Source organism: Sporosarcina sp. P29, from assembly GCF_002743265.1.
In the GTDB taxonomy this organism is placed as follows: Bacteria; Bacillota; Bacilli; order Bacillales_A; family Planococcaceae; genus Sporosarcina.
This window is the reverse complement of the sequence record NZ_PDYX01000007.1, coordinates 57,448-73,840: the sequence shown is the minus strand read 5'-3', so window position 1 is coordinate 73,840 and position 16,393 is coordinate 57,448. Positions and strand designations below refer to the sequence as shown.

The window sequence follows — 16,393 nt, the reverse complement described above, 5'->3', positions numbered from 1 at the left end:
TTTAGGCTTCTATCAAATAATCATAGAGTGTATTTTCTACTGGGTACTCCATTACCATGTTCATATGGACTACTGGCAAACACTTTCCTTTACCATCTATCATATGGTCTTCCACAACACTTTGCTGATCAGGTAGGCCTTTCCCCAAGTAATAGAAGTCTGTTCCCTCATCGTCATCTTTCTTTACGAATAAATGAATGTCGATCTCTTTTTCTTTCGCCTGAATAATCGTTTGCACTTCATTCGATCGGAGTGTTCGATTACTGCGTGTATACCATTTGAATAACTCAGGATTGATGAATTCATCACCGTAATCCACGCTCGCTTCCACTTCCCCATGCTTATGATACGTGACGAATATAGGACAAGTACCGTGCTTTGTTTTATAACCATACATTGTCGAGCTCTCGTCCGCCTGCCAATTCAATAATTTACATACATCTTTACGTGAATATTTGGCATGCAGCGTTAATTTATTTGCACAATCGTATACTTTAGATTTCTCTTTCGCACTACGCAACACATCCGCAATTAGAAACACTGCATACGAATCATCTTCAATACTCTGCTGAATCTTTTCGTTGAACGTGAAAACTTGGTTATGATCCATCGTAATAATCGCTTGATTGCCATATTTCGTTTGGGCATTTTGTGTGAAAAATGATAAATTAAAAATTCGCGTGACGGATTCAATCGTATCCTCATCCACTTGACAGCCTGTAGTTTCTAGCTCGTAGATGAATTCATCTACATGGACACTTCCTTTAGAAAGTAACATCTCCGCCAGCACTACTTCATGCATCCGTTTGCCATTGATCAATTCTATAGAGAACATCGTTAATACTTGATTCTCATATGGAGTAATCGTTTGAATAGGATCTTCTTTAGATGCAACCTTCAGTAGAAAATCAAAGTAACTAGTGTGTTTATTAATGATAACGACTGGATCAATAGAATGCTGCTCGATAAAATCGTATAGATAAGGCACTCTGCCAATTTTATTCCTCAAATCTTGATACGCTTCTTTCAAGATTTTCAAAGACGTTAAATTACTGCTGTTGATTGCGTTGAAAATACGTTTCTGTGCAACTTCTTCAAAATTAATTGTCGAGACACCTTTAATATAACTAGTATCTTTCATATTCCGTCGAACAGTGTCTTTATTCATCGAGCGATCCCCAGACAATGCAATGGGAATCAAATAGTTATTCGCATAGTTTCCGATAAAATCAATGACCGTAACGAATGGCTTGTTGCGATCCTTGCGCAGTCCACGTCCTAGTTGTTGAATGAAAATGATACTGGACTGTGTTTGTCTAAGCATGACCACTTGGTTAATACTTGGAATATCGATACCTTCATTGAAAATATCCACGGTCAGTATATAATCGAGTTCTCCTTTTTCTAGCTGATCCACTCTGCGCATGCGCTCCTCATACGAATCATCGCCCGTTAATGCTACGGTTCTGTAGCCACGCAAATTGAGTTCTTTTGATAATTCACGCGCCTCTTCTTTTCGACTGCAAAACATCAAGCCTTTCACTTGATTACCGGCGTGACTGTAATAGGAAATTTTTTCAATGACATGCTCAACACGTTCATCCGTAACCAATTTAGAAAGAACGGTGTGGTCACCAATAAGCTCGCCATCTATTTCAAAATCCGTCACGCCAAAATAATGGAACGGACACAGCATATCTTCTTCTAGGGCTTCTTGAAGACGGATTTCATACGCAATATTATAATCGAAGAGCTTGTATATGTTGAAGTCGTCCGTTCGTTCAGGTGTCGCGGTCATCCCCATCAGAAACTTCGGTGAGAAATAGTCGATCACACGCAAATAGCTCGCCGCGCCCGCTTTATGTACTTCATCAATTAAAATATAATCAAAGTCTTGCGGATCAAAGTCCCGAAGGTTTTCAGGCTTTGACAATGTCTGGATACTTGCAAACACATACTTCTTATCCGACTGCCGGTTGGCACCTATATACACCCCAAAGTCCTCGTCGATTCCCCCGAGCACCTGCTTGAAGTCTTGCATAGCTTTCTTCAAGATTTGCTCCCTATGCACAATGAATAGCATACGTTTCGGTGCAAATTTACGTACATCAAACGCGGATAGATACGTCTTGCCTGTACCTGTTGCTGAAATGACCAACCCTTTGTCCTGACCGTTCGCACGCACTGCCTCAATACTTGCAAGAGCCGCCTGTTGCATTTTATTCGGCTTAATCACTAGCGCTTGCTCAATTGCATTCGTTTGATAGGCGGATGGATGCTCAAATACTTGAGCGGCACTTGCCCGATCTGCATGTTCCTGATAAACCGTTTCGTAGTGTTCAATCCACTCTTCAGTTAATACATTGGCATCTGACCATACATCTTCAAACTGATCTTTAAAATGATAAACAATTTCCCCATCACGATGAGATGTTAACTTCACATTCCACTCGTAATTCACTTGAAGCGCATGTGCCGTTAAGTTTGAACTACCTACGATTAACGAATATTGATCACCTTGCTGAAAAATATAGCCCTTTGAATGAAAGCCTTCCTTTTCAGTAAGACGTACTTCTACGTTCGGAATGTTCAGTAGCTCACGAAATACTTTTGGCTGATTGAAATATAAGTACGTAGACGTAATAATTCGGCCGTTTACACCTCGTTTATGCAAATCATAAAATAAGGATTTTAGTGTAGCCAGGCCGCTTTCCGTAATAAATGCCACGGAGAATAAAAATTGTTCACAGTGTCGAAGTTCATTCTGAATCGAGGATAGCACCGTCGTATTCTTTGTTGAACTATTCACCAATAGCTCCGGTTTATAACTACCACTCTGATTATGTTCTTTATTCACAAACCCCTTGTGTAAAGACGCTTCAAGTTGCCGAATAAAATCTCCCATCCCACTGACACCTCTCTCTTGACGCTATTGATTTCCCAACTTTTTTATTGCCGGTATATCCGCAGGTGCCCATTCCAGCGTATGTAACTGATCTTTTGCAATCCAACGTAATTCCGCGTGCTCTGCCGCCACAGGCTTTCCTTCTACAATGTTCGCCATGAACGTTTCCAATCGGACAATTACTTTTTCGTACTCATATGTAGTATCTTCTACTGCTTCCCCTACAGTTATAGTGCAACCCAACTCTTCTTGAATCTCACGTCGCAGTGCTTGTTGATGTGTTTCTCCCTCTTCTATTTTGCCTCCTGGGAACTCCCAAAAATTCGGTAGTGTCATCACTGGACTTCGAAGTGCAGCTAACACTTGACCTTGCTCATTTTCAATCACTGCCCCCACAACATGGACATTTTTCTTCATATAGTATGACCTCCATTTTATTACCAACCTATTTTGGATCCATTATACCATCAACCGAAATGAAGTGAAGAAAACCTCCCATGTTTCACTCTGCATAAAACCAGGAATACTTAACTATAAACTACACTATACTAATAGAAAGTGGAGGTGGGGAAATGAAACAAGGAAAGACTTCTATACTGTTACGCATAGCTATTGTTATCACCTACGCCATCATGATCACAGCTAACGCATTGGCCAATATCATTCCGTTAAATGGACAAACGACTGGCGAGCTATCAGACAAATACGGAAATTTATTTGCACCGGCAGGATTTACGTTTTCTATTTGGAGTCTGATCTACTTACTCTTACTACTTCATGTCATCTATCAATTGGATCTTTTCCAAAAGAAGAAAAATCCACAACTTCTCAGTCCAGTGGGCATATGGTTCTGTATCTCTTCCCTACTGAACGCAACGTGGATTTTCTTGTGGCATTACGAATATCTACTACTTTCCGTTATCGTCATGCTATTCATGTTGCTGACATTAATAAAAATCAATACCCTGACATTTCATGCTTCGTTGACTCGTAGAGAATCCTTCTTCATAAAGCTTCCGTTCAGCGTCTATTTTGGATGGATTACAATCGCTACCATCGCAAACATTACCGCTTATCTCGTTTCAATTGAGTGGGATGGATTTGGTTTATCTGACGCGACATGGACGATAGTCATTTTATTCGTAGGTGCTGTTATCGGGATTTCAACTACGATTCGACGTCAGGATATAGCCTACGCACTTGTATTGATTTGGGCTTATTACGGAATATATTCCAAGCACACTTCAGAAAGTGGCTTTAATGGGGAGTACCCTTCTGTTATCTTCTCTATATTAATCTGTTTGGCTCTCATAACTTTGACCATTGTATTCGTAGCAGTAAAAAAACTACGCAACTAAAAAAAGCGCAAAGGAGTAGGCAATCACCTCTTCCTTTGCGTCAAATATTCCTGCCATCAGGTTGTGTTATCATACAATACCCAATACTTACATACTACTACAAAAACTTATCTTGATGAATTTATCAGCCTTTCCAAGCGCGGACGATTAAACCGTTGCACGATGATCAATGGCACGTTAAACAGCACGGCATAGGCAATGTTTAACCAAGCGGCCCAAACAGGATTCCACAAAAAGAAGAAAAAGCCAGGTAAGATGGTCAGCCAATGCACACATTCTGCACGTCTGGACTCTAACAGAAAGTCATAAAGCGATGAAACATCAGCCCCGTGCAGCTGACTCTTATTATAACCGTTAGAGATGAACAACGTACCATCAGGGATATAGCCCTTCCACTTCTTCACGCGGAATAACCGTTGCCAAATTTGACCTTCTTGCTCCCAACGAAAAGCTTTGTACAAGCATTTATGCCGCACAAACGAATCGATAGGAATTCGCTGCGCCGCCATCGATATAGAAAGATGAAATATCACCCATGCTACTGCGTCCACCACGATGACCCACAGTAACGGTAATTCAATAAGTGGCATCCTATCATCCCCTTCATTGGCTCCTGCAACTTTTATCCTTATACGTTAATATTGCGCCCTTTCCATTCCACACTGCCTTTTCGTTTAGATAGATACAGAGAGTACATGAATATCGAAATAAAGACGACCAATAATAACGGATACAGCGGAAATATCCACCAAACAAAACGACCGACACGTCTTGAAGCGATCACTAATTCAATTACGTACAACGTATATAAACCAATAGATACCCCTAGCCAACCTGTCGAACTAAAACTTGAAACAATCAGCATAACTGGAGCAATCGACGCACCCGCCATCCAGACATAGATCATCCCCATAACGAGTGGATGCGTCGCCGTAGAACCACTTGCCATGCTTTTAGAATAGCCTTGCACCATATCAGACAAGCCGCCAGGATACATACGTAACCACGCAATTCCCTTACCACCAAAACAGTGGACAGGCAGACCATGTTCTTGAAACGCCTGCCCAAGTGCTAAGTCATCCATTATAGCGCCGCGAACAACCGCGTGTCCGCCCACCTGTCCATACTGCTCCCTATCACATAACAAGCACGGCCCAAATGAACCCCCAGCTTTCAAACGGTCTCCCACTATAGTAAATACGTTCATCCCTGCCATCACTATGAGAGGAAAGAGAAATGCCAGTTGTTCATACCATCTCTCTGCATAATGATCTGGCTGTAACGACAAAATGCCACGGCTCCCCATGGACTCGAATGATGCCACGTAAATCGACAAACTGTCTGGATGCGTAAAAACCGTATCTGCATCCATAAATAACAATAGTTTATTTTCTGCCGTCAACGCACCTGCCCAACAAGCCGCAGATTTTCCAATCCAACCGTCTTCTAGTAGCTCGTTTGAAATCACGACTGCCCCGTAAGATCGTGCCAGCTCTCTTGTACCGTCAGTAGAACCGTCATCTACCACGATCACTTCATACGATACATGTCGCTGATGAACAATTGATTCGAGTAGCGGTTGTAGTCGCAACTCTTCATTCCTCGCTGGAATAATAATAGAAGCGGAAGACTTGGGAGTGCCTGTAGGTTGTATAATCGGTACTCGCCAAAAGACTAGTACGCCTGACAATAGACCAAGGAGTGCTATGACAAATGCTATCATCAACAGTATTACTAAGACGTCCATCGCAAACCCCTCTCCCGCATCGTGTATTTATGATTGTGAACGTTTCGCCAGATCACGCGCGATGATTTTATCGCATACTTGTTGACCACTTAGCGTCACCATGGGCATACCACCACCGGGATTGACTGTACCACCGACAAAGTACAGATTGTCAAAGCGCTCACTTTGCTTCGGATGTTTAAATCCTTTATTTTTCTTTTTATCCGACACCGTTCCATAGATCGAGCCACGGTGGGAACCATACGTGCGTTCAATATCGTGAGGTGTCCAGACATCCCGCGTCACAATATTCTCGCGCAAGCCTTCGAGCCCCATACGCTCTAGCTTTTTCAGCACATTATTTTCTAACTTCAAATAATCCGCTGGCGTAAACGGGTTATTTTGAATGTACGGAATATGTGGGAGGATTTTCAAGTTTTCATGCCCTGGTACCGTTTGCGATGGATCCGTTTTATTTGTATTGACAAGATAAATCGTAGGATCATCAGGTAATTGCTTCTTCACAAATACTTTATCCATTTGCTTTTCAAGATTCTTGGAGAAGAAGAAGTTGTGATGATTAAGTTGCGGATAGCTCTTCTTTACGCCTAAATGAAGCACCAAGCCTGAACTGGATGGTTCGAACTTCTTCTCGAGTTTTTTCGTGAACTTAGGGTCACTATCAACCATCTTCTGATAGAACGGAATGACTTCCATATTGGAAACGAAATAGTCTGCCTCTACTATTTCACCGTTAGCCAGTTCAGCGCCAATAATTTGGTCTCCAATTGTCTTCATTTTCCGAACACCGATCCCTGTATGTAGCTTGACACCGACTTCTTCTGCCAATTGAACAAGTGCATTAGCTAAATGATGCATTCCGCCCGGTACATACCAACAACCTTGCGCATGCTGCATATAGACCATCATATTTAGTATAGCTGGCGCGTCATAAGGAGAAGAACCAACGTATTTAATAAAGTACGACAGCATATCGCGCAGATGCGGATTACGTACACGCTTGTCAATTGCACCGTGTACAGTAGAAAACAGATCAAAGCCTTTAATCGACTTGAGTGCGCCGTGATGTTTAATCACTTCACTCGTGGAGTCCAGTCCTTCTTTGAAGTAGCCCGCTTCCGTCATGTCATACAGACCTTTAGAATAGTTCAGGAACTTCTGATAATCTTTCATATCCTTATGTGATAACTGTGGGTTCATCTGCTCCATCTTTTGTAAATCACCATATAAATCGAGCACTGTTCCGTCGGGGAAGAAAGAACGCCATTCACGCTCTAATCTAAGTATTTTTACGTAATCTGACATACACTTCCCACTATCCTCAAACAGCTTTTCGAAAATATGCGGCATCGTCAAAATGGAAGGGCCCAAATCGAAACCGAAACCGTCTTGCTCCAAGCGATTTAATTTTCCACCTAGATGATTGTTTTGTTCATACAAGGTTACAGAATAATCACGTTGCGCTAATGAAATAGCAGCTGACAGCCCACCTAGGCCACCGCCAATCACCACTACGCGTTTTTGGTTTTCCAACATATAGGGCCACTCTCCTTCTTACATGCTCGCACGGGCAACTAACTTTGCCATTTCCACCGCTGACACATAATTTTTCTGATTAAAACAATCGTATCCACTTTTTCGTACACTATTTAATATTCCTTGATAAACATGTGCTGACGATAATACGGGAAAACGGCTATCCTCATCGAATTCTCCAATATGTTGCGTGAAATTGTCATATAAGTTCTCCGCACGTTTCGCAAGATATTCCCACATAGCCACAAAGTTCTTTGTGATTTGCCCTTCTGACAAAAAAACTTCACTATACTTATAGCGTTCCATTTCCTCTTGTGGCAAGTAAATACGACCTTTGTCTCGGTAATCTTCACCGACATCACGAAGGATATTTGTTAGTTGCATTGCAATGCCGAGCTCTTCCGCCACGCGATTCAAGTCCATCTTAGCGTTACTGGCAATAATGGGTAACAACATTTTTCCTACAGAACCTGCCACATACTTACTATACGTTTCCAATGAACTAAGATTCGATGGGCTTATAAAATGAATATCCATACGTTGCCCTGTCAGTTGTTCGTAAAACGGTTGTATGTCCATATCGAAACGATTGAATACGTCACGTAAAGCTCTCCATAATGGATGATCTACTTCTTGGCCTTTTGCAAAATGATTGAGTTCATCTGTCAATCGATCCAACGCAATAAGTTGTAAACCGCTTGTATTATTTTCATCTACACTATCATCTGCAGTTCGGCAAAAGGCATAGATAGCATATACTGCGCGCGCTTTATCTTTTGGTAAGTTTGAGAACGCGTAATAAAAGCTCTTTGAATGACGCTTGATGATTTTTTCACAATAGGCATAGTCAGAAGCTATAGTCGATGATCGATCGATTACCATATGAATTCTCCTCTCAAGTTGCTTGGAATAATATACCTCTATCGTCATGCATCAGTTCTTCTGTCGCAATTCGTGCGGAAAGAAGAACAATCGGCACCCCCGCACCTGGATGTGTACTACTACCTGTAAAGTATAAATTTTCACAATGTGTTGCTTTACTTTGTGGACGTAAATGATTACTTTGGCTAAGTGTTGGCTGCAACCCGAATGTTGCGCCATTTTGTGCATTGAAACGCTCTTCAAAGTCTTTCGGTGTCATAAAGCTTTCAGATACAATTTCATTCTCCACATTTTCAAAGCCCTTTACTTTCTTCAATGCTTCCAGAACGTAGTGGCGATAATGCTGGATTGTTTCTTCATCCCAATCGTATTGCGAACACGAACGATCCGAAACCGGTACTAAAATATACAAACCATCTTTACCTTCAGGTGCCAATGAAGGATCTAACTTGGAGCCAATATAAACGTAGAAAGATGCCTCTTCTAGTTTCTTACCAGTAAAAATATCATCCAAGTTTTCTCTTAATTTCTCATTGAAGATAAAATTATGTGCAGTCTTTACTTCTTCATATTTCTTATCCATTCCAAGATACATCAGGAAGCATGAACAAGAGTATTTCATATTATCGATTTTCTTATCCGTGTATTTCCCCTTAGAAGGCACATCTTTTACCAGTCTTTTCATTGCGTATGGGAAGTCTGCATTGCACATTACATAATCGGATTCGATGAATTCACCCGCAACTTGTATACCTTTTGCTTGTCTATTTTCAATGACTATCTCCTCGACCGGTGTGTTGTAATGTACTTTGCCTCCAAGCTCTAGGAACAAACGCTCAAGCGATGATGCCATAGTGTACATTCCGCCTTTAATAAACCAGACGCCGTAGAGGAATTCGATCATCGGAATCATCGTATATAATGACGGACCACTATAAGGTGAAACTCCGATATATAATGTTTGGAAACTGATCATCTGCTTAAGACGTTCATCTTTAATGTACTTGCTCATAAATGCATCCGCCGTGTCAAACGTCTTCAGTTTCAAACCTTGTTTAAGTACAGACAAGTTATAGAAATCCGATGGTTTGCGGAATGGCTTCTGCAAGAAATGTTCTTTCGCCACTAGGAAACGCTTATAAATCACTTGCAAGTATTCTAGGAATCCAGCTGCATCATCTTCACTTATTCCTTCGAATACTTCCATTAGTTTTGACAGTTCAGCAGAGATTTCATAGTGATCCTGCGGTTTATCACCAAAATACACGCTATACATTGGATCTAAACGCTCCATTGGAATATAGTCGTCCGGATCTTTTCCGCATAGATAAAATATTTCTTTATACAGATCAGGCATCATCACAATTGTAGGCCCCAAATCAAATTGATAGCCGTCTTGTTCGATACGATGCATCTTACCTCCAGCCATGGACTCTTTTTCAAACAGCTCTACTTGATAACCTGCATGTTGAAGTCGAATGGCGCTCGCTAATCCTGCTACGCCTGCCCCAATTACATGTACTTTTTTCTTCATTCCTCACAACTCCTTAAGTCAAATTCGAAACAAACATTATACAAAAGTGTATATTTAATGGATTAATAGTATTTTTCTTCGCATAACCTTATACAATGGTTATACACTATTATTGAATCTTACACAAGCGATAGAATGACCGTTCTTTAAAAACTATGTAAAAACGCCTCTAATCTTATAGAAGATTAGAGGCGTTTCGCATAAAGTTATAGAGGTGTAGGCTTGTATATACTTACTTGATTACGATGTGAGAAGAAGAATACCGTAAAGAACATGAGGACGCTGATCAACTTTATAGCTAGAAAACTTTGACTATCACATGCTAAAACATTAATAAAAAGTAATTGTATAATTACATATCTACAAACTACCAACAGCTGAATTATTATATCTAAGCTTTGACAGGTACAAATTTTACACCATTCGCAACAGCCTCTTCCAAGTATACCGAGAGCTTATCCAACATATAGGCTGGTGCTTCGTCATCTGCTCCTCGATTGGTGCCGTCATCGTGCAATAGCACAATGGAGCCATCAGCAGGTGTGTTGCGCAAGCCTTCTAGTAACCCTGATTTACAACTCCCTATTTTCCAATCATGAAATACGTGTGACCAAAGAATAATTTGATAGGATTTGGTGACGAATAGTGTGGCAGCATTTAAGAAACCCCACGGTGGTCTGTATAATGTAGGCGAGTCACCTGTGACAGTCTTAATCGCGCGGTGGGTTCCTTTAATTTCATATGACAGTTGAGACGGTGTTAACAGCCAGCTAGACGTATGGCGGTCATGATGAATGCCGATTTGATGGCCTTCCTTATGCATACGTTCTACAACTTCAGGATAATCTCGAACGTTCTGACCTACCACGAAAAATGTTGCTTGGATTTGATAGTGTTTGAGTAAATCGAGCAGTTGCATTGTATAAACGGGATGGGGTCCATCATCAAACGTGAGTGCAATGCCTTTTCTTTCAGGTAATCGTTTCATGACACGATAGCCAGTTGCTCGAATCAAGGCAGTAGCTCCAATGCCATAGGCAAAAGGAAGAAGTACAGCTGCCCCTGCTATCCAAGCCAGATTTTTCTTTTTCATTCTAGCTCACTTCCTTTTTTCCTAAGTATAGAATGTATTCGTTCATAATTCAAAACCCACTCTATGGGTTCATTCTTATCTGACCCCTTAACTTTATTGTAAATTGACTCTTTTTAAAGTATCAGATTGCCTTTATTCTAAATTTACTACTTTTATACGTGAGGAAGATTCAGACTATGCAAAAAACACAGAGCTATCCAGCACAACGAACGAAGACCTTTGATTTAATCCTGACATCTATGCTTGCATCACTTGTGTTCGTCGCTACTCTTTTACTTAATATTAAGCTCCCTTTAGGAAATGGTGGATTAATCCATCTTGGTACTGCCATGTTGTTCATTGTCTCCATTTTATTCGGACCGAAGAAAGGCATGATTGCAGGAGCCGTTGGAATGGGCTTGTTCGACCTCGTCAGCGGATGGGCTTTATGGGCTCCTATCACGATTTTGACACGCGGATTGCAAGGTTATATCGTGGGTAAGGTTGCTTGGTCAAATGGCCGCAAAGGAACGAGTTTTAAATTCAATCTACTTGCAATGTTACTATCCATTCCATTCACGATTGCCGGTTATTATATCGGAGAAAGTATTCTATATAACAGTTTGATCATCCCGCTAGCTTCCATCCCAGGTGATCTGGTCCAATGTGCAGTAGGAATTGCTATTGCTATACCGGTTTGTGCGATGTTGAAGAAGGTTTCTATGTTTAAATAAGTAGTCCCCTCTGCCAAATAAATATGCAGGGGGGTTACTTATTTTACTTATAATTTAAGGTTGTTCGTAGAATGTAATATTTATTAATTGTTAGGAGTATGTTAGGAAGAATTAGTACAACCGAAGTTCCAGCAAACGTTAAAGTATACTTGAACTCCTTCAACGCGATAATTATACATAAGACGACAAAAACGCACTACTACGAAATACATCGTAGTAGTGCGTTTATAATTCTAACTATTAGTTACGAACTGCTTCTTTCTCTAGCTCATTTTCAGTTAACTTCAATATCTTGGAAGTAGAAGCATGCATGTCCTTCAATAATTCAGGATGCTCTGCTAATGCTTTACCATATGAAGGAATCATTTCTTTCAACTTCGGCTCCCAATCACTTACTTGTCCTGGGAAGCACTTGTTAATAAGATCCAGCATAACTGCTACTGCAGTAGATGCTCCTGGAGATGCTCCAAGTAACGCTGCAATGGAACCATCCTGATCTGTTACAAGCTCTGTGCCAAATTGAAGCGTACCTTTGCCTTTTGGAGTATCTTTAATGACTTGTACACGTTGACCTGCAGTCCATAGATCCCAATCTTCGCTTTTCGCGTCTGGGATGAAATCACGCAGTTCATTGATACGTTGTTCTTTTGTTTGTACTACTTGTTCTACCAAGTATTTAGTCAATGGCATATTCTTTGCACCACATGCTAGCATAGTCGTTAAGTTATTCGGTTTCACTGAACCAATAAGATCCATCATAGATCCTTCTTTTAAGAACTTCGGTGTGAAGCCCGCGAACGGTCCGAATAGCAAGGACTTTTCACCATCAATATAGCGAGTATCTAAGTGTGGAACAGACATTGGTGGTGCACCCACTTTTGCTTTTCCGTATACTTTCGCATGATGTTTTGCAATGACGTCTGGATTTTTGCAGACCATGAAGACACCACTGATTGGGAATCCACCGATATGTTTACTTTCAGGTATACCTGTTTTCTGTAGTAATGGAAGACTTCCGCCTCCGCCACCAATGAAAACAAATTTAGTTTTATGGAATTCAAGCTTACCGTCTATATTATTCTTTATTCTTAATTCCCATTCGCCATCACTTGTACGTTTGATATCTTCTACTTGATGCCCGTAGTTTACATCAACGCCCACTTTTTGCATGTGCTCGATTAACATACGAGTCAATGCACCAAAGTTTACGTCTGTACCTGTATCGATTTTTGTTGCAGCAATTGCTTCATCCACAGTACGGTCTTTCATGATCAACGGAATCCATTCTTTTAGTTTTTCCGGATCTTCGGAAAACTCCATTCCTTCGAATAGTGGATTTGCTGTCATCGCTTCAAAGCGTTTCTTCAAATACGTCACATTGTCTTCACCTTGTACAAGACTCATGTGTGGCAGTGGCATAATAAATTGTTCAGGGTCTTTGATCAAATTTTTCTCTACTAAATGTGACCAAAACTGCATAGATAACTGGAACTGTTCATTAACTTTAACCGCTTTTGCGATATCTACAGTCCCATCTGGTCTTTCGGAAGTGTAGTTCAGTTCACACAATGCTGCGTGTCCTGTTCCCGCATTATTCATCTCATGCGAACTCTCTTCCCCAGCTTTATCTAGTTTCTCGAATAACGAGATATTCCAGTCAGGCGCTAATTCTTTAAGCATTGTTCCTAGCGTTGCACTCATAATTCCGGCACCAATTAATATAACATCTGATTTAGTTTGTCTATTACTCATTTTGACCTTCCTTATATGTGAAATTTACAGAAACGTAAATGTTCCTAAATAAGGCGTCACAGCATACATGGCGCGTACTAGGAGCACTTTATTCTGTCTCATGTTTAACCATACATCTACTACCATCTTTTCTAGTATACATCAAATATAACTAGGTTTAAAGGGACTTGTTTATTTGTCAGAATAAAGCCAGTAATGTGTCGAATTTTTGAACTTCTTCACTTGTTAGATTTAATTAATGACTGTTTTCATGTCAATAAATCTTCCGAAATCACTTTGAATCCTTCAATAATTGTGTCCTCTTCTACTTCAATCAAAATACATTGCTTGCCATCATAGTTCACTTGCTTCACATACTTTAAGTCTTGTGGACTGATTGAAATATTTGCTACTTTGGTTTCGATCTTAATCGACTTCGACGTATAGCTTGGTACGATGTGAGTTGCTTTCATTTCATAAGAGGTGTCGTCCACTACAGTCTGGAAAGCCGTTTCTACAGCTTCTGTATTCACGTAATCGACGCCGCTCATTTTCAACACACGCTCTACTTGCTTCGCATCAATTGCAGGTGGTTCTTCCGGTTCTTCTTCTTCGTCATCCGCTACAGTTAATCGGTAGATAGCTTCATATACATTTCCTAATGTTTCCGTATCTACTTCACCACCGACTACTTGTTTGACGATTTCCTCGAAAACAGCCTTATCGTCCGCAGCAGTGACCACTTCTTCTCCATTCAGAACATTCTCTATGAATGCATAATCTGGCTTATTCGCTCTACCAGCAGCATACAACACATGATTTACATCAGCTGAGTTGTCTGTAAAGCAAGGGAATAAAAAGCCGCCTATCGGTGACGCAAGATTAATGATAGGATCGAGCATCGTATTCGATTTGAATTCACGCTCTTGGAAATCAAATACGATGGAGCGCTTCGGCAAGTCCGTATGATTCATACTGCACAGAATAAACGGCGTCGTAAACACTTCATCCCGCATATCAATTTCTGTTTCTTCACTGTTACGCTTAGTCTTTTTAAAGTAGTTTCCACGAATAAATGTCACAACGAGATCCTTTTCATATTGGATATCTTTCACCATTTTTAGTGCTAGATGTTGCATCTCTTCTTTCCAATCCTCGGTTTCTTCCACCTGCAACCCATCATACAAAAGCTTTTGTGCGTGACCCTCGTTATTCTCTTCAGTCTGACGTTCAAATTTCACTTCAAATAACTTCATGCCTAGTTTACCACCTAGCACCTTTTTGAAATTCGTCATGAACAATTCTTGTTGCTCACGGTCTAGCAATGCAAAAGCCTGACTCTCTTCGTGGTAGATCTCACTACTTTCCTGCCTAATATAGACATGGTAAATATCAGTAATCGTCAAAAGATCTGTATCTAATTTAAATCGTTTACGAATATCTGCAATATCATTTTTGTTCATATCGTGTTCCCACTTCCTAACTAATTTAACTAAACGTATTGACTACGTTAGATGACGTTACCATACACGAGCATAAAAGATTATAGAATTCACACATAATTATCCAATATTCGGGTACACAATGGAGTGAGACTAAAAAATTAGATAAGGGGTAGTGATTTCATGTCAGAAAAATTATTTACATCCACAGCAACTGCTAACGGAGGAAGAGAAGGCCATGTAGTTTCCTCCGACAAAGTAGTCGAATTCGATACGGCAATGCCGGGTACAAAAAGAGCGAAAGAATTAGAGAACTCTACTAACCCTGAGCAATTATTCGCTGCAGGTTATGCAGCTTGTTTCGACAGCGCACTTCAACTTGTCGCAAGCAAAGAACGCGTTAAGTTTTCATCAGAAGTTACAGCAAACGTCAGCCTGTGCAAAGATGAAACAGACGGCGGCTTCAAACTAGAAGTTGATTTACAAGTAACTGGTACAGATATCGAAAAGGCTCAACTAGAAGAACTAGTTGAAAAAGCACACCACGTCTGCCCATATTCCAAAGCAACTAGAGGCAATATTGAAGTGACACTAACAGTACTTTAATTTCATAGTCTAAAAATAACGCTATAGGCTGTGCTGGAAATCGTGAAGACACGAACCTAGCACAGCCTTTTAATTCAGCAGAAGATACTTTCTACTTTTTCAAACCCTCAATTAATTCCACAATCGCAGCAGAAGTCTGCATCATCTGCTCTTCATTCGATATAGTGGCTTTACCGTCACCCTTCTGCTCACCATAATCACCAAAACCTGCATGATTACCGCCCTCTATCTCGATGAACTTCGCATTTTCAGGCATACTAGATTTGGCTGCCTGAATGGCTTTCGCATCTGCCACCTCATCCCGACTCGCCGAAATCGACAAAATATCCACCGACGTTTCACTCAAATCCGTATGACTCCCAGGATAAGAAGCCAGCAGCACAAGCGCGGAAATCTTTTCATGACGAGATGCATAATCCGATGCCGTCACGCCGCCTAAAGAGTGACCGCCTATTAACCATGTATCTATTTCAGGATGATTACGTATTACCTTATCTGCTCGATCAGGCGAGAATATGGCCATCTTGAGCGGCAAGTGAGGAATGATTACAGTATAGCCTTGTTTAGCAATTTCCTTGGCCAATGGTGCGTATGCTTCAGCTTCTACTTTTGCCCCTTGATAGAAAATAAAACCTATATTTTTCTTATTTGAAGTAGGTTCAAACACCAGCTCTTTACCATTCTCAACGGTTACATCTGAATCTGATTGTATATTTTCTTTCGCGTAAGCCTGCGCGGTATAATAAGAACTAGCGAATAGGAAGAAACCAACTGCACTCATTAACAGGAGAATTGCTAGCCCGACGAACAGCTTGAATTTCCACGTCCTCTTTTGTTTCATACTTG

The 16,393-nt window shown here is 40.7% G+C and carries 14 protein-coding genes; 3 read left to right on the top strand and 11 right to left on the bottom strand.

What is annotated here, in order from left to right; genetic code table 11:
* Position 1 precedes the first annotated feature (1 nt).
* Together CSV68_RS08145 and CSV68_RS08140 are read right to left on the bottom strand one after the other, a co-directional pair.
* The gene (locus CSV68_RS08145) at positions 2–2,905 is read right to left on the bottom strand and encodes a DEAD/DEAH box helicase (protein WP_099661879.1); all 2,904 of its coding nucleotides are present in this window, start codon (positions 2,903–2,905) and stop codon (positions 2–4) included.
* 24 nt (positions 2,906–2,929) lie between these two features.
* Positions 2,930–3,322, bottom strand: a complete 393-nt coding sequence (locus CSV68_RS08140) for a (deoxy)nucleoside triphosphate pyrophosphohydrolase (RefSeq protein WP_099633695.1) — start codon at positions 3,320–3,322, stop codon at positions 2,930–2,932.
* A gap of 155 nt (positions 3,323–3,477) precedes the next feature.
* Here CSV68_RS08140 and CSV68_RS08135 point away from each other — a divergent pair, with 155 nt between their 5' ends.
* Positions 3,478–4,263: a lantibiotic ABC transporter permease gene (locus CSV68_RS08135; protein ID WP_099661878.1), complete on the top strand. Its 786-nt coding sequence runs from the start codon at positions 3,478–3,480 to the stop codon at positions 4,261–4,263.
* 107 nt (positions 4,264–4,370) lie between these two features.
* Here CSV68_RS08135 and CSV68_RS08130 read toward each other — a convergent pair whose 3' ends face one another.
* The 6 genes from CSV68_RS08130 to CSV68_RS08105 form a co-directional block, all read right to left on the bottom strand.
* Positions 4,371–4,853 (bottom strand): glycosyl-4,4'-diaponeurosporenoate acyltransferase CrtO family protein, encoded by a 483-nt coding sequence (locus tag CSV68_RS08130; protein WP_099633697.1) that lies wholly within the window; start codon positions 4,851–4,853, stop codon positions 4,371–4,373.
* Positions 4,854–4,891: 38 nt separating this feature from the next.
* A complete protein-coding gene (locus CSV68_RS08125) occupies positions 4,892–6,010 on the bottom strand; it encodes a glycosyltransferase family 2 protein (protein WP_099661877.1) in 1,119 nt (372 codons plus the stop codon).
* Between the two features lie 27 nt (positions 6,011–6,037).
* Complete coding sequence (locus CSV68_RS08120) at positions 6,038–7,546, bottom strand: phytoene desaturase family protein (protein ID WP_099661876.1); 1,509 nt, start codon at positions 7,544–7,546, stop codon at positions 6,038–6,040.
* An 18-nt stretch (positions 7,547–7,564) separates the two neighbouring features.
* Positions 7,565–8,428 carry a phytoene/squalene synthase family protein gene (locus tag CSV68_RS08115; protein ID WP_099661875.1) on the bottom strand — a complete coding sequence of 288 codons (864 nt, stop codon included), beginning with the start codon at positions 8,426–8,428 and terminating at the stop codon, positions 7,565–7,567.
* A gap of 13 nt (positions 8,429–8,441) precedes the next feature.
* Positions 8,442–9,962 carry a phytoene desaturase family protein gene (locus CSV68_RS08110; RefSeq protein ID WP_099661874.1) on the bottom strand — a complete coding sequence of 507 codons (1,521 nt, stop codon included), beginning with the start codon at positions 9,960–9,962 and terminating at the stop codon, positions 8,442–8,444.
* A 391-nt stretch (positions 9,963–10,353) separates the two neighbouring features.
* Positions 10,354–11,055, bottom strand: coding sequence for a polysaccharide deacetylase family protein (locus CSV68_RS08105; RefSeq protein WP_099661873.1), 702 nt, complete (start codon positions 11,053–11,055; stop codon positions 10,354–10,356).
* A 176-nt stretch (positions 11,056–11,231) separates the two neighbouring features.
* Here CSV68_RS08105 and CSV68_RS08100 point away from each other — a divergent pair, with 176 nt between their 5' ends.
* Complete coding sequence (locus CSV68_RS08100) at positions 11,232–11,768, top strand: ECF transporter S component (RefSeq protein WP_099633703.1); 537 nt, start codon at positions 11,232–11,234, stop codon at positions 11,766–11,768.
* A gap of 240 nt (positions 11,769–12,008) precedes the next feature.
* Here the strand turns inward: CSV68_RS08100 and CSV68_RS08095 are convergent, their stop codons facing one another.
* Positions 12,009–13,520 (bottom strand): malate:quinone oxidoreductase, encoded by a 1,512-nt coding sequence (locus tag CSV68_RS08095; RefSeq protein ID WP_099661872.1) that lies wholly within the window; start codon positions 13,518–13,520, stop codon positions 12,009–12,011.
* Positions 13,521–13,768: 248 nt separating this feature from the next.
* On the bottom strand, positions 13,769–14,962 hold the full coding sequence (locus CSV68_RS08090) for a DUF4317 domain-containing protein (RefSeq protein WP_099633713.1): 1,194 nt from the start codon (positions 14,960–14,962) through the stop codon (positions 13,769–13,771).
* Positions 14,963–15,124: 162 nt separating this feature from the next.
* Between CSV68_RS08090 and CSV68_RS08085 the strand changes: the two genes are divergently transcribed.
* Positions 15,125–15,547, top strand: a complete 423-nt coding sequence (locus CSV68_RS08085) for an organic hydroperoxide resistance protein (protein WP_099633714.1) — start codon at positions 15,125–15,127, stop codon at positions 15,545–15,547.
* A gap of 91 nt (positions 15,548–15,638) precedes the next feature.
* Here the strand turns inward: CSV68_RS08085 and CSV68_RS08080 are convergent, their stop codons facing one another.
* A complete protein-coding gene (locus CSV68_RS08080; RefSeq protein WP_099661871.1) occupies positions 15,639–16,388 on the bottom strand; it encodes an alpha/beta hydrolase in 750 nt (249 codons plus the stop codon).
* Positions 16,389–16,393 lie beyond the last annotated feature (5 nt).

Bases quoted from the DNA above. Each gene is read 5' to 3' on its own strand.
- CSV68_RS08145 (WP_099661879.1), bottom strand. From the start codon at position 2,905: ATGGGAGATTTTATTCGGCAACTTGAAGCGTCTTTACACAAGGGGTTT.
- CSV68_RS08140 (WP_099633695.1), bottom strand. From the start codon at position 3,322: ATGAAGAAAAATGTCCATGTTGTGGGGGCAGTGATTGAAAATGAGCAA.
- CSV68_RS08135 (WP_099661878.1), top strand. From the start codon at position 3,478: ATGAAACAAGGAAAGACTTCTATACTGTTACGCATAGCTATTGTTATC.
- CSV68_RS08130 (WP_099633697.1), bottom strand. From the start codon at position 4,853: ATGCCACTTATTGAATTACCGTTACTGTGGGTCATCGTGGTGGACGCA.
- CSV68_RS08125 (WP_099661877.1), bottom strand. From the start codon at position 6,010: ATGGACGTCTTAGTAATACTGTTGATGATAGCATTTGTCATAGCACTC.
- CSV68_RS08120 (WP_099661876.1), bottom strand. From the start codon at position 7,546: ATGTTGGAAAACCAAAAACGCGTAGTGGTGATTGGCGGTGGCCTAGGT.
- CSV68_RS08115 (WP_099661875.1), bottom strand. From the start codon at position 8,428: ATGGTAATCGATCGATCATCGACTATAGCTTCTGACTATGCCTATTGT.
- CSV68_RS08110 (WP_099661874.1), bottom strand. From the start codon at position 9,962: ATGAAGAAAAAAGTACATGTAATTGGGGCAGGCGTAGCAGGATTAGCG.
- CSV68_RS08105 (WP_099661873.1), bottom strand. From the start codon at position 11,055: ATGAAAAAGAAAAATCTGGCTTGGATAGCAGGGGCAGCTGTACTTCTT.
- CSV68_RS08100 (WP_099633703.1), top strand. From the start codon at position 11,232: ATGCAAAAAACACAGAGCTATCCAGCACAACGAACGAAGACCTTTGAT.
- CSV68_RS08095 (WP_099661872.1), bottom strand. From the start codon at position 13,520: ATGAGTAATAGACAAACTAAATCAGATGTTATATTAATTGGTGCCGGA.
- CSV68_RS08090 (WP_099633713.1), bottom strand. From the start codon at position 14,962: ATGAACAAAAATGATATTGCAGATATTCGTAAACGATTTAAATTAGAT.
- CSV68_RS08085 (WP_099633714.1), top strand. From the start codon at position 15,125: ATGTCAGAAAAATTATTTACATCCACAGCAACTGCTAACGGAGGAAGA.
- CSV68_RS08080 (WP_099661871.1), bottom strand. From the start codon at position 16,388: ATGAAACAAAAGAGGACGTGGAAATTCAAGCTGTTCGTCGGGCTAGCA.